The following is a 12,424-nucleotide window of genomic DNA, read 5'->3' as shown; positions in this document are numbered from 1 at the left end:
TTGAAGGAACATCGGCGATGAAGATCACCAAGGTGCGCACGCACATCCTCGAAGCAAAGCTCTCGCAGCCCTTCGCCTATTCGCGCGCCTGGTACGACACGCGCACCGCGATGCTGGTCGAGATCGAGACGGATGACGGCCTGACCGGCTGGGGCGAATGCTACGGGCCGGCGCGGATGACGGCGGCGGTGGTGCAGAGCATCGCGCCCTTGCTGATCGGCGAGGATCCGCTGCGCACCGACGTGCTGTGGCAGATGGTCTACGCACGCTTGCGCGATCACGGCCAGAAGGGCGTCGTGATCCAGGGCCTGAGCGGCATCGATATCGCGTTGTGGGACATCAAGGGCAAGCATTTCGGCGTGCCAGCGCATCAGCTTCTCGGCGGCGCCGCGCGCAAGGAGATAGCGGCCTATGCGACCGGGCTCTACCGGCGCAAATCAGGCGATCCGCTCAAATACCTGCCGGAGGAAGCGGCCGGCTACGCCGCGGAGGGTTTCCGCGCCGTGAAGCTGAAGGTCGGCTTCGGCATCGCCGAGGACGCCGCGGTCACCCGCGCGGTGCGCGAGGCGATCGGCCTGGATGTCGCGCTGATGGTCGATGCGAACCACGCCTATGACGCAGTGGCGGCGATCCGGCTCGGCCGCATGATTGAGCGCTACGACATCGGCTGGTTCGAGGAGCCGGTGCCGCCGGAGGATGTCGCGGGATATCGCGCGGTACGATCCGCGCTGACGATTCCCACGCCGGCGGCGAATGCGAATTCACCCGTTTCGGTTTTCGCGACCTGTTCGCATCGCATGCGCTGGACATCGCCCAGCCCGACACCTGCGCCGCGGGTGGCCTCTCCGAATGCAAGAAGATCGCCGACATGAGCGAGGCGTTCGGCATCCGCTACAATCCGCATGTCTGGGGCACCGGGATCGCGATCGCGGCCTCGCTCCAGCTCCTCGCCGTGCTGCCGTCACACACGCCGACCTCGCTTGCGCCGATCGAACCGATGCTCGAGTTCGACCGCACCGAGCATCCGATCCGGCAGGCGATTTTGAAGGAGCCGATCGAGCACGAGAAGGGTTTCGTGCGGGTGCCTGACAGACCGGGGCTAGGTATCGATATCGACCGCGAGGCGCTCGCGCGCTTCGCGGTTCAATAGAAAAAGCGGTCGACGCCGTTAATTCGGCGGCACGTCGATCGGAACGAGAAACGCGAAGCCATATTTGGCGTCCTCGCCGCGCGCCTCATCGAGGCCGCGTCCGAGTTCCACCGCGGCAATCTCCGCCGGAAGCGCGAGCCTGACGTGTCGGACATGATCCGGGCACAGGAGAGGACGCCCACCTGAACACATGCTCTCCAATTCCTCGACGAACCAGGCTTCCTGCACGCGCGCCCGGGCGGATCGCAGTGAGCTGGCCGAGAACGCCAGAACCGGTCTCTGGTTGATCTCCAGCACGAAGCAGCGCTGTCGCGCCGCCTGTGCGGCGCGATTGCTCTTGCGTGCCGTCGATCTGCCTTCAGCCCGGCCACTCGCGCGTGTCATCTCAACACCATCAGAAGTTCGCCGTGGCTGACAATCTGAACACACGTGGAGACCCCGGCGTGATGTTGTTATTCCCGTCCGCGGTCGAATAGTACTTCCGGTCGAGGAGATTTTCGATGTTGAGCTGGGCGCGCCAGGTCTCGTTGAGCCTGAAGAACACGGCGGCGTCCACCCGCGTGAACTCCGGAATCAGCACGGTGTCGTCGGACGATGCGAAGAAGTTCGAGTAGTGGATCACACCGAGGCCCGCGGCCCACTGCTCCGTGAACTGATACCTGTTCCAGAGGGAAAAGGTATTGTACGGCACAAGTCCCACGCGGTTGCCGGCGACAATGGTCGCGGAGTTGTTGCTGGTGATCCGCGCATCCGTGTAAGCGTAGCCGCCCGTGATCTGCCAGGCGTCCGTCACGTAGCCTGTCAGAGACGCTTCGAGGCCGCGGGTCTTGGTGGCTCCGCTCAGGATGAAGAATCCCGCATTGTTGGGATCGGCAAAGCGCTGATTGGTCCGGTCCAGTTCGTAGATCGCCGTAGCGAACTGCAGGCTCGGGAAGATGTCGTATTTGAGCCCGACTTCCTTGTTCACGAACTTCTCGGGCGCTGCGATGGCCAGGCCCGGTGTCAGAGCGCTGAACTGGTCGCCGGCGCTCGGCAGATACGAGATGCTGTAGCTGCCGTAGATCGACAGGTTTTCGAGCGGCTTGAACAGGACACCGACGCGTGGCGACACCAGATCATCGACCCGGTTGAGCTCGACGAATGTGCGGCGGTCTCGCGACGTCAGGTCGAAGTGATCGAACCGCAGGCCGCCGATCAGCTCCAGATAGCGCGTGATCTCGACCTGGTCCTGGACGTAGACGGCGCCGAGATTGAGCTTGTAGGTGTTGTTGGCATCGGTCCCCCCGTTATTGGCGAAAGTGACCGGAACGTACGACGTCGGATTCCTCGGATCGATCGTGATGGTCGACGATACGCCATTGAAGAGCCCGCTCTGCCGGTAGTTCAGGCCGTTCTGACGGCCCAACTCGGCGCCGAAGACGACGGTGTGACGAATTGGGCCCGTCCCGAATTTGTAGGTGAGATCGGTCTGGTTGAAGTAATTCGTCCGGTCGGTCTCGTTGTTGTATGCTTGCAGATTGCTCGAGGTTCCGGCGGCATTGACGGCACCGGAATTGGCTCCTCCGCCCGGATAGATGTTCTGGTAGAACTTGTCGTAGTTGGCGATCTGCGACGAATTCTTGATCGTCCACCCGTTCTCGAAATCGTGCTCGACGACAGCGGTTCCGATATCCACATCGGCGAGCGCATAGTTGAGGTTGGGGTTGCCGAAGAACGCAGACGGCGACGTATCGTAGGGATAGCGAGGGAAGGCGTTTCCGGGGCGGATCTGCGAAGGGATGCCGCGATCGACGGTACGCCGGTCGTGCAGATGCTCGTAGCTCAGCTTGACCGTCGTGGTGTCGTTCGGCGCAAAGGTCGCGGTAGGATTGATCGCCCAGCGTTCGAGGTTGACGAAATCGCGATAGCTCTGCGTGTTTTCGTACATCGCGTTGAGGCGGAAGGCCCAGTTCTCGTTGATCGCCTGGCCGACGTCGGTGGTCACGCGGGCGCCGGGATAGGAATTGCCGCCGACCGTCACCTCGCGAATGGTCGTACCGTCGGCCTCCTTGAGTACGCGGTTGACGACGCCACCGCCGCCGCCGCGGCCGAAGATCATCGCGTTCGGCCCCTTCAGGACCTCGAGCCGCTGAATGTTGTAGAAGTCGCGAAAATACTGGACGTCGTCGCGGATGCCGTTGGTGTAGAAGTCGGCGTTGCTGCGCTGGCCGCGGATGACGAGGTCGTCGCGATGCGATTCGCCCTGGTGATAGATCACGCCGGGCACATAACGGGTCGCCTCGCCGATCGAGGTGAAGGCCTGGTCCCTGATGAAATCCTTCGTCAGCACCGTCACCGACTGCGGCACGTTGAGGAGAGCCGTATTGGTCTTCGTCGCGCTGGTCACGCTCCGCGTGATATAGCCCTTCTGGCCGGTACGCGCGTCCTGATTGTTGACGCTCGGCGGCTTCTTCTCGACCGGTGCGACGGTGGCCGTCCGACGATTCGATCGCGCTGCGCGCGAGGTGGTCGCGGTCTGCGCCCGGCGGGCGCGCTGCTGCGGGGCTGAAACGACGACTGACGGCAAGGCTCCCGCCGCCTGCCCCTGCTGCGCAGAGGCCGGGCCGGCCTGCATCGTCAGCCCACCACTGAATGACAGCGCTGCCGTCGTCGACAGCAGAAAACCACGCAACGCCTTGCGGCCAGCCCAACAACCCAATTCCATCTGCAACGCCCCAAAAATTTCGCGTGCCGCTCTGAAAGACGGCTTCGCGGTCCCGAACCGGGGCGCATCTGCAATGCGAAGAATTAGATGAGGATTAGATCGGATTTAGAATAGGTCGAGCCTCTCTCCGCTCACGCCCAAATTTGTAAGAGTTCTAAATTGAGGCGCAGGCGGTTGACCATTTGGCCGCGGTGTCGAATGTGGCGCTTGGTGCTGCGACGCGCCACCACTCCAACACAGCGATTTTCCCTGAATCAATGCGCCTCCTGCTGATCGAAGACGATCTGATGTTCGGCAAGGCGCTCGTCCGCGGATTGAAGCGAAACGGAATGACCGTGGACTGGACCCGCGACGGACAGGACGGCTACGCCGCGCTACAACGCGCCGAGCACGCGATCACGCTGCTCGATATCGGACTGCCCGGCATGACTGGCTTCGAGATTCTCAAGGCTGCGCGCAGCAGGAAGGCTTCGCCCATCCTGGTGATCACGGCCCGCGACCGGGTCGAGGACATGGTCGCGGGACTCGATCTCGGCGCCGACGACTTCATCGTCAAGCCGTTCGAGTTGCGCGCCCTGCTCGCGCGCATCCGCGCGGTCATGCGCAGGGTCAACGACCGCTCCAATTCGCTGATGAGCAGCAAGGAGATCACGCTCGATCCATCGACCCATGTGGCGACCTTCCGCGGCATCCAATCGACGCTTTCCGCGCGGGAGTTCTCGGTGATGTACGCCCTGATGGAGCGTCCCGGAACCATTCTGTCGCGAGGCCAGATCGAGAGCCGGATCTACGGCTGGGGCGACGAGGTGCAGAGCAACGCCGTTGACGTCGTCATCCACGGCTTGCGCAAGCGGTATGGCAAGGACGTCATCCGGAACATCCGCGGTGCCGGGTGGATGGTCACGAAGTCCGGATCATGAGCTCTCTTCGCAAGACGATCATCACGCGTGCGACGCTGTTGCTGGCCGCCATCGGCCTCCTGGCAACGGCAACATCGTTCGGCCTTGTCGCCTATGAGATGAACAAGTTCCTCGACGCGCAGTTGCAGGAGATCGCCGTCAATGTCGGTCCAGGCGACCGCAACGGTGCGGGTCCGCTGCTCGAAAGCGAAGACGAGGATCAGTTGGTCGTCCGCATCTGGGATCGCTCCGGCGCGCTGGTGCATCGGGCGGGTCCTCCGATCGATATTCCCTGGCAATCAGTGCCGGGATTGTCCGACGTGACCGCCGACGGGCAGGATTGGCGCGTCTATCGCTGGAGCCACGCGCAGCACGATATCCAGATCGCGCAAGCGTGGAGCGCCAGGCACGAGATCGCGCTGCACGCGGCGACAGGCGCCGCGCTTCCGCTGCTGCTCGCCATCCCGCTGGTCTGGGCCGTTCTGGGTTGGTCGATCAGCCGCACGATGAGCGGTCTGCAACGGCTGTCGGCCGAAATCGGCCAGCGCAGCGTCGATGCGCAGGAGCCCCTGCGTCCGGTGGGCGTACCGGCGGAAGTGGCTCCGCTGATCGTTGCCATCGACAAGCTCGTCGATCGTCACCGGTCGGCACTCGACGCGCAGCGCCGCTTCGTGGCGGACGCGGCGCACGAACTGAGGACACCTCTGGCCGCGCTCCAGATTCAGGCGGAAAACCTGATCGCCGCAGAACTGTCCGGACAGACTCGCGAGCTTGCCGACGAACTTCGGGACGGCGTGCGGCGCGCATCGCATCTGGCGAGCCAGTTGCTCGAAATGGCCAGAACGGAAGGCGCCTCGATCCGGAAGCGCGACGACGTCGATCTTGCCGCGCTCGCGACATCGTTGCTGGCCGACTTCTATCCGCTGGCTGAGGCGCGCAACGTCCAGCTCGCGATGACGGCGGAGACACCGTGCAGGTTCCTCGGCGATCGCAACGCGATCGCCAAGCTCATCGCCATCCTGCTGGACAACGCCATTCGCTATTCAGGTTCAGGCGGCTCCGTGGAACTCAGGGTCGTCAATGACGGCAAGATTTGCGCGCTGGAGATCGTCGATGACGGCCCAGGCATTCCCGAGGATGCAATGCCGTTCATCTACGACCGCTTCTTCAGGGCTGCGCCCCAGGGCGTCGAGGGGACCGGGCTTGGTCTTGCGATCGCCAAATCCACCGCCGACCGGCACGGCTTCAGGCTGATGCATCAGAACCGGAGTGGCGCGACCGGCATCGTCGCGCATGTCCGGTTTGACCTGACTGCCGTGCCGACAGCGTGAGCTAACCGATCGTCTGCAGCGCCGGAAACGTCTCGAGCAGCCAGATGCTGACATTCGAGACCGTGCCGGTGAGGAAGCCGATGCCAGTGATCACCATCAGGACGCCCATGGCGCGCTCGACATTGACGAGCTGGCCCTTCATGCGCGCGAACAGCTTCGAGAACTGCTCGATCATCAGGGCGGCGATCAGGAAGGGAATGCCGAGGCCGGCCGAATAGACTGCGAGCAGGCCCGCCCCCTTCGTCACCGTCGCCTCCGCCGCGGCGATCGAGAGGATCGCGGCGAGGATCGGGCCGATGCAGGGCGTCCAGCCGAAGGCGAAGGCGAGGCCCATCACATAGGCGCCCCACAGGCCGACAGGCTTGGGCGCGGTCAGGCGCCCCTCGCGCATCAAAAGGCCGATCCGCGTCAGTCCCAGGAAGTGCAGGCCCATGATGATGATGACGATGCCGGCGAGGATCGACAGCTCGGCCGACCAGGCACGAATCAGCCCGCCGATCAGCGAAGCGCTGGCGCCGAGCGCCACGAACACCGTGGAGAAGCCGAGCACGAACAGGAGCGCCGACATCATGATGGCGCGCTTGGACGCCGAGGCCGGCTCCTTGTTCTCGACATGCTCGATCGTGGCGCCCGTGAGATAGATCAGATAGGGCGGAACCAGGGGCAGAACGCAGGGAGAGAGGAAGCTGACGAGGCCGGCAATCAGGGCCGCCGGGATCGAGACATTTTGCATGATGCAGTCGGAGCCATCTCAGGCTCTTTGGCCGCGCACCGGGAATGCGCGCGGGCGGGAGCCGAACCGGCTCTGGTGTAGCCGATGCCGGGGAATGCGCACAACAGAGGCGCACGAAACCAGGCTCCTCCCGATGCCGTCTGCGATCACAGATGCGGCATCGGGACGCGCACAAACCTCGCCAAAAAGCGAGACTCGGCGGCGCGGCTACTTCACCACGCGGAGCAGCGGACGCCGGGGCTGGTCCTGCGTCTGCTTGGAGGGGGGCTGCGGTTCGCTTCCAGCGCTCCGCAACATTTCGTCGCACAGCGCCTTGAGATCGGCACTGTCAATTCCTTTGAGCTTCATCCGCACGTCGAGGATGACGATGGACAGCAGCTCGGCCGACTCGCGGTTATTGCTCTCGTTGAGAACCTTGCGGCACTCCTCAAGCGTTTCCAGCACCGACTGCAACTGTTCGTCTGAATGCGACACCGGCGTTCTTTCCGTTAGTTCGGCCTGCGAGACGTGTTTGTGGAAATCCCCTCGGCCCCCATGGGATACCGAGAATAACACGAGGCGCCGACGCCTCCGAACATGATTTCAGTATGATTTTGCCGGGAAACCGTGGCTCCCGCGAACATCGACCCGCTGCGCGGGACGCCATTATCGTCGTGGCCGGGAGTCGAACGCGCGGCACTGGATGATCGACCCATTCCGCGCGGCGACAGCTCGCGCGCAAGGACTTCCGTGACGGAAAACGCCGACAATCCTGCAGCCATTTCAGGGCTCGCAACGGAACTCACGCCACACCCCTCATTCCAACGTTGGTCGGCCGATTCGATTCTCAGCCTTGGTAACACTCGGATACCGCCCACGAGGCAGTAACGATGGCGTTCAAAAGTCGCCGTTCCCCAACCCGCAGTGGTTGTGGTTTGCGCCCAATTCTGCCAGTTTAGCAACCCGAAGGGACTTGTATGCACTCCTTGGCGGAAAGGGGCGTTCCACAGGAGGAACGCCCAAAGATCAACATCAGCGGCCTCTCCGATTGGGATGCGGCCCGCATATTCCTGGAAGTCGTTCGATGCGGCAGTTTTCGCTCGGCGTCTGAACGCCTGTCGCTGTCGATCAACGCCGTCCGCCGCCGGATTGATGATTTCGAGCGCCAGACCGGCACCACCCTGTTCACCCGCGACGTCCACGGCACGCATCTGACCGATGAAGGTGCACTGGTGGTCTCCGCAGTCGAGCGCATGGAGGCGGCCGCCTTCGACGTGCTGCGCACCAGCGATTCGACGGCCAACGCCCTGTCCGGCGAAGTTCGCGTGGCCGTCACCGAGGGTCTCGGGACGTTCTGGCTCGCCCCGCGGCTGGTCGAATTCCAGCAGGCCTATCCGAAGATCCTGGTCGACCTGCATTGCGCGATGCGCTCGGCCGATGTCTCTCGTCACGAGGCCGACGTCGCCATCCATCTGTCGCGTCCCTCCGCGCTCGACGTCAAGCTGGTGCGGCTCGGCCGCATGCACCTGATGTTCTGGGCTTCGGAAAAATACCTTGAAAAACACGGCACGCCGCGCTCGGCGCTCGAATTGATCAAGCACCGCCTGGTGCTGCAATTCGCCGACCAGCTTGCCGCCAAGGAAACCTTCGAGAGCTTCTTCCCAGGCGTTCCGGAACGTGACCTGCTGGTCATGAAGACCAACGTCTCAAGCGCCAATTATTGGGCGGTCGCGAATGGCGCCGGCATCGGCGTATTCCCGAGCTACGCCATTGCGCTTGGCGGGAAGTTGATTCCACTGGAGGTCGAGCTGAACAGGCCGCTGGATATCTGGTTGTCCTACCACCCTGGTAGCGGCCGGATTCCACGTGTTCGGCACATGATTGACTGGCTGATCGAGGCTTTCAATCCGGCGCGATTCCCGTGGTTTAAGGAAGAGTTCGTGCATCCGCATGAATTCAAGGACGAGTATATGGGCGAACCCCTGACCCAGCTCTTCGGGGGATTTTCAACCGAAGAACAAAGGTGAGAGTATGAAAGCAGCGGCGAAAAGAATGAAGCAGCGCAGCGCCGGCAAGCCGGACATTGAGCTTGGCAAGCGGATCCGTCTGCGGCGCGTCGAGATGAAGATCTCGCAGGCCGAGCTCGGCGAGAAGCTCGGCGTGAGCTTCCAGCAGGTCCAGAAATACGAGAAGGGCGTCAATCGCGTCGGCGCGGCTCGGCTTCAGCAGATCGCCACCGCCCTCGATGTGCCCGTGACCTTCTTCTATGACGGCGACAACAAGGCGCGCGAAGTCGAGAGCCTGCTGTTCCTCGATTCCGCCTTCAGCCTCCGCCTGCTGCGCGCCTACAGCAAGATCAAGGACCAGACGGTGCAGCGTCAGCTCGTCTCGCTGATGGAATCGATCGCAGCGAACGAGGCCTGAGCCGATCGGGCTCCGACCTTTACGGCCGATGTTCAATCCGCCGCGTCACGGGGGCGCGGCCGGATTGAACGAGACCCAGTCCGCGCGCTTGCGCGCGGCTCTCCTTTCGGGGCGGCCAAGCCGCCCTTTTTTCTTGCGGATTTCTTGCTGCGGGTTTCCCGGCAATTTTGCCCGCCATCGCCGCGGATTTCGCGAACCCATCCCGCCCCTGCTGCGACCCAATCGAGACGCCCCGCCGCGAACGCGCGGGCTTTCGACTGCCGTGCTTAATGGGACCTCAACTCCGGGGCTCTAGCTTCCCGCCGATTTTTGCGAATCGGCGCACGCAGCGCGGCGAGCGGGAATTGCCAATGCGAGCGCCCGTCCGGGCCTCGTCCTCGTGGGGAAAATGGGACACATGTCGAAACGCCATGCGATGATCGTTGCCGTCGGCGTGCTCGCGAGCGCTTCCGCGCTGGCGCAAACCGAAACCACGGGACAGGCAAACCCGAGGCCGGCAACGGCGGCCGGTACGGTGCCCGCAGCGGCGAACCCGGCCCATGCTGCCGCGCCGAAGGCTGCCGCACCCGCTTCGACGGCGGAGAGCCGCTCCGCCGCGGCGCTCGCGCTGACGCACGAGCCAACCTATGACGAGGGCTCGGCCCAGCGCATCAAGGATGCCGCGCTCAGCTACTCCGATCTTGCCGTACGCGGCGGCTGGCCAGCCATCCCTGCCGATGCGAAGTTCGCCCTCGGCGTCCAGGGCGCCAGCGACGAGCTGCTGCGCAAGCGTCTGATCGTCTCCGGCGATCTCGCCGCCGACAAGGCCAGTGGCGCTTTCGATCAGGATCTCGCCGACGCCGTGAAGCGCTTCCAGGCCCGCCATGGCCTGGCGCCGACCGGCACGGTGACGCCGCGCACGGTCGCGGCGATGAACGTCTCCGTGCAGAAGCGCATCCGGCAGCTGGAGGCTTCGCTCCAGCGGCTCGAGAACATGAATTTCGGCTTCGGCCAGCGCTATGTCGTGGTCAACATCCCCGCCGCGTTTGCCGAAGCGGTCGAGAACGATGTGGTGGTACGGCGCTATCGCGTGATCGTCGGCAAGACCGAAAAGCCCTCGCCGACCCTGACGGCCCAGATCACCAGCGTCGTGCTCAATCCGACCTGGACGGTGCCGTCCTCGATCGCCAAGACCGAGATCTCGGCGCATATGCGCAAGGATCCGACCTATTTGTCGCGCATGCACATGGAGGTGCTCGACGCCCACGACAATCCGATCGACCCGCATTCGGTCGACTGGTCGGGCACGCACACGCCGAACTTCACCGTGCGCCAGCACAACGGCACCTTCAACGCGCTCGGCGCGGTGAAGATCGACATGCCGAATTCCTATTCGGTCTATATGCACGACACCAACCAGCGCAATCTGTTCAGCGACGACTACCGCTTCGATTCCCATGGCTGCTCGCGCGTCGACAATGTGCGCGATCTCGCCGCCTGGCTGCTGAAGGACCAGCCGAAATGGAGCCGCGCCGCGATCGATACGGAGATTGCGAGCGGCCAGCACCTCGAGGTCGCCATGGCGAAGAAGGTGCCGGTGGCCTGGATCTACCTCACCGCATGGATGACCAAGGACCAGACCGTCCAGTTCCGCAACGACGTCTATGATCAGGACGAGCAGTTGCTGGAGGCCACCGCCGAAGAGGCGGCGTTCTTCAGCAATGCAGGCAGCCATCCCCTGACCGCGCACATGCACGCAACGCAGTAGAGCATGATCCGGAAAAGTGTGCAGCGGTTTTCCGAAAAGATCATGCTCAAGGTATAACCGCTTCTCGCGCCATGCAATCGCGGCACAGGCGGATGCAAAGCCGCGTCCCTCGTCGCGGTTGACCCGGGCCGCGCCCCGGCCGCACATTGCGCCCGGCCTACGACAGCGAGCGCGCAATGCCTGACATTTCCAGCACGACCGAAACACCCCATGCCGACGGCAAGATCCTCAAGCAGGTCATCGACGGCGTCGGCGTGATCACCTTCAACAATCCCGACAAGCGCAACGCAATGTCGCTGGAGATGTGGGAGGGATTTGGCGAGGCGCTGACGAGCCTGCGCGATGACGAGACGGTGCGCGTCGTGATCCTGCGCGGCGCCGGCGGCAAGGCATTCGTCTCCGGGGCCGACATCAGCCAGTTCGAGAAGACCCGCCACAACGCGGCGGCGTCCGAGGAATATGCCAGGCGCAGCGCCGCACAGCGCGCGCTGCTCGCCGACTATCCCAAGCCGACCATCGCCTGCATCGAGGGCTTTTGCCTCGGCGGCGGCATGCAGGTCGCGATGCTCGCCGACATCCGCCTCGCCGCGCATGGCAGTCAGTTCGGCATTCCCGCGGCAAAACTCGGCATCGCCTACGGCTATGACGGCTTGAAGCATCTGGTGTCGCTGGTCGGTCCGTCCTGGGCACGGCTTCTGATGTACACGGGCATGCGGATCGATTCCGCCGAGGCGCTGCGCATTGGCCTCGTCGAGCGCTTGTTCCCGATCGACGAGTTGTGGGGTGAGACGATGACGATCGCGCAGACCATCTCCGAGAACGCCCCACTCGCGATCAAGGCCGCCAAGATCACCATCGCGCAGGTGTTGAAGGACGAGAGCCAGCGCGACCTGGAGGCAATCAGGGCGATCGGTCACGCCTGCATGGACAGCGCGGATTTTCGCGAGGGCCGGCAGGCCTTCATGGAAAAGCGCAAGCCGCAGTTTACGGGCAAGTAGCCTCGGCGTCCGGGCTCAGCAAGGCGCGGGCGTCAGCTTCTGATCACCAAACACCTCGATCAGGCGAAAGCGCTCGCACATCAGCATCATGTCCTCGCTGAATCGCCCGAGCCGGCCGAAATAGGTCCGATGGGCGCTGCGCCAATAGGCGAGGCTTCGATCGCCTTCGCCCTCATCGTGCGCAAACGCGGCATCGACGTCATTGAAGCGCCGATAGGTGATCTCGACGGATTCGATGACGCAGCGCGGTTCTCCCCGTCCGTCAAGCACGACCCAGAGTTCACCGGGCGTGGACGTGTTCGGTTCGTCCTCCGTGCTGCAAGTCGCGGTCTTGACGCCCTTGACGACGAGTTCGACCAATTCATCCGCGAGCGCAGGATTGTCGCCGAAGGCGAAGGTCCTGAGGTGCCGATAGTGCTCGGGAACCGGATTGCTCATTGACTTCCGGCTCCTCCGATA

11 protein-coding genes and 1 pseudogene are annotated in these 12,424 nt (G+C 63.5%); 7 read left to right on the top strand and 5 right to left on the bottom strand.

Annotation, left to right across the window (positions count from 1 at the left end; all coding sequences use genetic code 11):
* The first annotated feature begins 17 nt into the window (after positions 1–17).
* Positions 18–1,150: pseudogene (locus AB7535_RS04750) on the top strand (mandelate racemase/muconate lactonizing enzyme family protein).
* Positions 1,151–1,168: 18 nt separating this feature from the next.
* Here the strand turns inward: AB7535_RS04750 and AB7535_RS04745 are convergent.
* The gene (locus AB7535_RS04745) at positions 1,169–1,534 is read right to left on the bottom strand and encodes a hypothetical protein (protein ID WP_085404439.1); all 366 of its coding nucleotides are present in this window, start codon (positions 1,532–1,534) and stop codon (positions 1,169–1,171) included.
* Between the two features lie 10 nt (positions 1,535–1,544).
* On the bottom strand, positions 1,545–3,854 hold the full coding sequence (locus tag AB7535_RS04740; RefSeq protein WP_094184428.1) for a TonB-dependent receptor: 2,310 nt from the start codon (positions 3,852–3,854) through the stop codon (positions 1,545–1,547).
* 257 nt (positions 3,855–4,111) lie between these two features.
* On the opposite strand from AB7535_RS04740, the gene AB7535_RS04735 reads away from it, so the two are divergent.
* Together AB7535_RS04735 and AB7535_RS04730 are read left to right on the top strand one after the other, a co-directional pair.
* Positions 4,112–4,774, top strand: a complete 663-nt coding sequence (locus tag AB7535_RS04735) for a response regulator transcription factor (protein ID WP_085404440.1) — start codon at positions 4,112–4,114, stop codon at positions 4,772–4,774.
* Complete coding sequence (locus tag AB7535_RS04730) at positions 4,771–6,084, top strand: ATP-binding protein (RefSeq protein WP_085404441.1); 1,314 nt, start codon at positions 4,771–4,773, stop codon at positions 6,082–6,084. The genes AB7535_RS04735 and AB7535_RS04730 overlap by 4 nt, the downstream gene beginning before the upstream one ends.
* A 1-nt stretch (position 6,085) precedes the next feature.
* Here AB7535_RS04730 and AB7535_RS04725 read toward each other — a convergent pair whose 3' ends face one another.
* Entirely contained in the window at positions 6,086–6,817 is a 732-nt protein-coding gene (locus AB7535_RS04725; RefSeq protein ID WP_085404442.1) for a cytochrome c biogenesis CcdA family protein, read from the bottom strand.
* A 207-nt stretch (positions 6,818–7,024) separates the two neighbouring features.
* Positions 7,025–7,291 carry a hypothetical protein gene (locus AB7535_RS04720; RefSeq protein WP_028152051.1) on the bottom strand — a complete coding sequence of 89 codons (267 nt, stop codon included), beginning with the start codon at positions 7,289–7,291 and terminating at the stop codon, positions 7,025–7,027.
* A 482-nt stretch (positions 7,292–7,773) separates the two neighbouring features.
* On the opposite strand from AB7535_RS04720, the gene AB7535_RS04715 reads away from it, so the two are divergent.
* From AB7535_RS04715 to AB7535_RS04700, 4 genes are all read left to right on the top strand, one after another.
* Positions 7,774–8,823, top strand: a complete 1,050-nt coding sequence (locus tag AB7535_RS04715) for a LysR family transcriptional regulator (RefSeq protein WP_038943246.1) — start codon at positions 7,774–7,776, stop codon at positions 8,821–8,823.
* 25 nt (positions 8,824–8,848) lie between these two features.
* Complete coding sequence (locus tag AB7535_RS04710) at positions 8,849–9,220, top strand: helix-turn-helix domain-containing protein (RefSeq protein ID WP_014497036.1); 372 nt, start codon at positions 8,849–8,851, stop codon at positions 9,218–9,220.
* Positions 9,221–9,617: 397 nt separating this feature from the next.
* Positions 9,618–10,967 carry a L,D-transpeptidase family protein gene (locus tag AB7535_RS04705; protein WP_135215077.1) on the top strand — a complete coding sequence of 450 codons (1,350 nt, stop codon included), beginning with the start codon at positions 9,618–9,620 and terminating at the stop codon, positions 10,965–10,967.
* A 176-nt stretch (positions 10,968–11,143) separates the two neighbouring features.
* Complete coding sequence (locus tag AB7535_RS04700) at positions 11,144–11,965, top strand: enoyl-CoA hydratase (RefSeq protein ID WP_085404443.1); 822 nt, start codon at positions 11,144–11,146, stop codon at positions 11,963–11,965.
* Positions 11,966–11,980: 15 nt separating this feature from the next.
* On the opposite strand, the gene AB7535_RS04695 is transcribed toward AB7535_RS04700, so the two are convergent.
* A complete protein-coding gene (locus AB7535_RS04695; protein WP_085404444.1) occupies positions 11,981–12,403 on the bottom strand; it encodes an ASCH domain-containing protein in 423 nt (140 codons plus the stop codon).
* Between the last annotated feature and the right edge of the window lie 21 nt (positions 12,404–12,424).

Origin of the sequence: Bradyrhizobium sp. 956_D2_N1_4, from assembly GCF_052076025.1 — a bacterium.
Lineage (GTDB): Bacteria > Pseudomonadota > Alphaproteobacteria > Rhizobiales > Xanthobacteraceae > Bradyrhizobium > Bradyrhizobium barranii.
The sequence above is the reverse complement of the archived record's forward strand: the minus strand, read 5'-3'. Positions and strand labels throughout refer to the sequence as shown.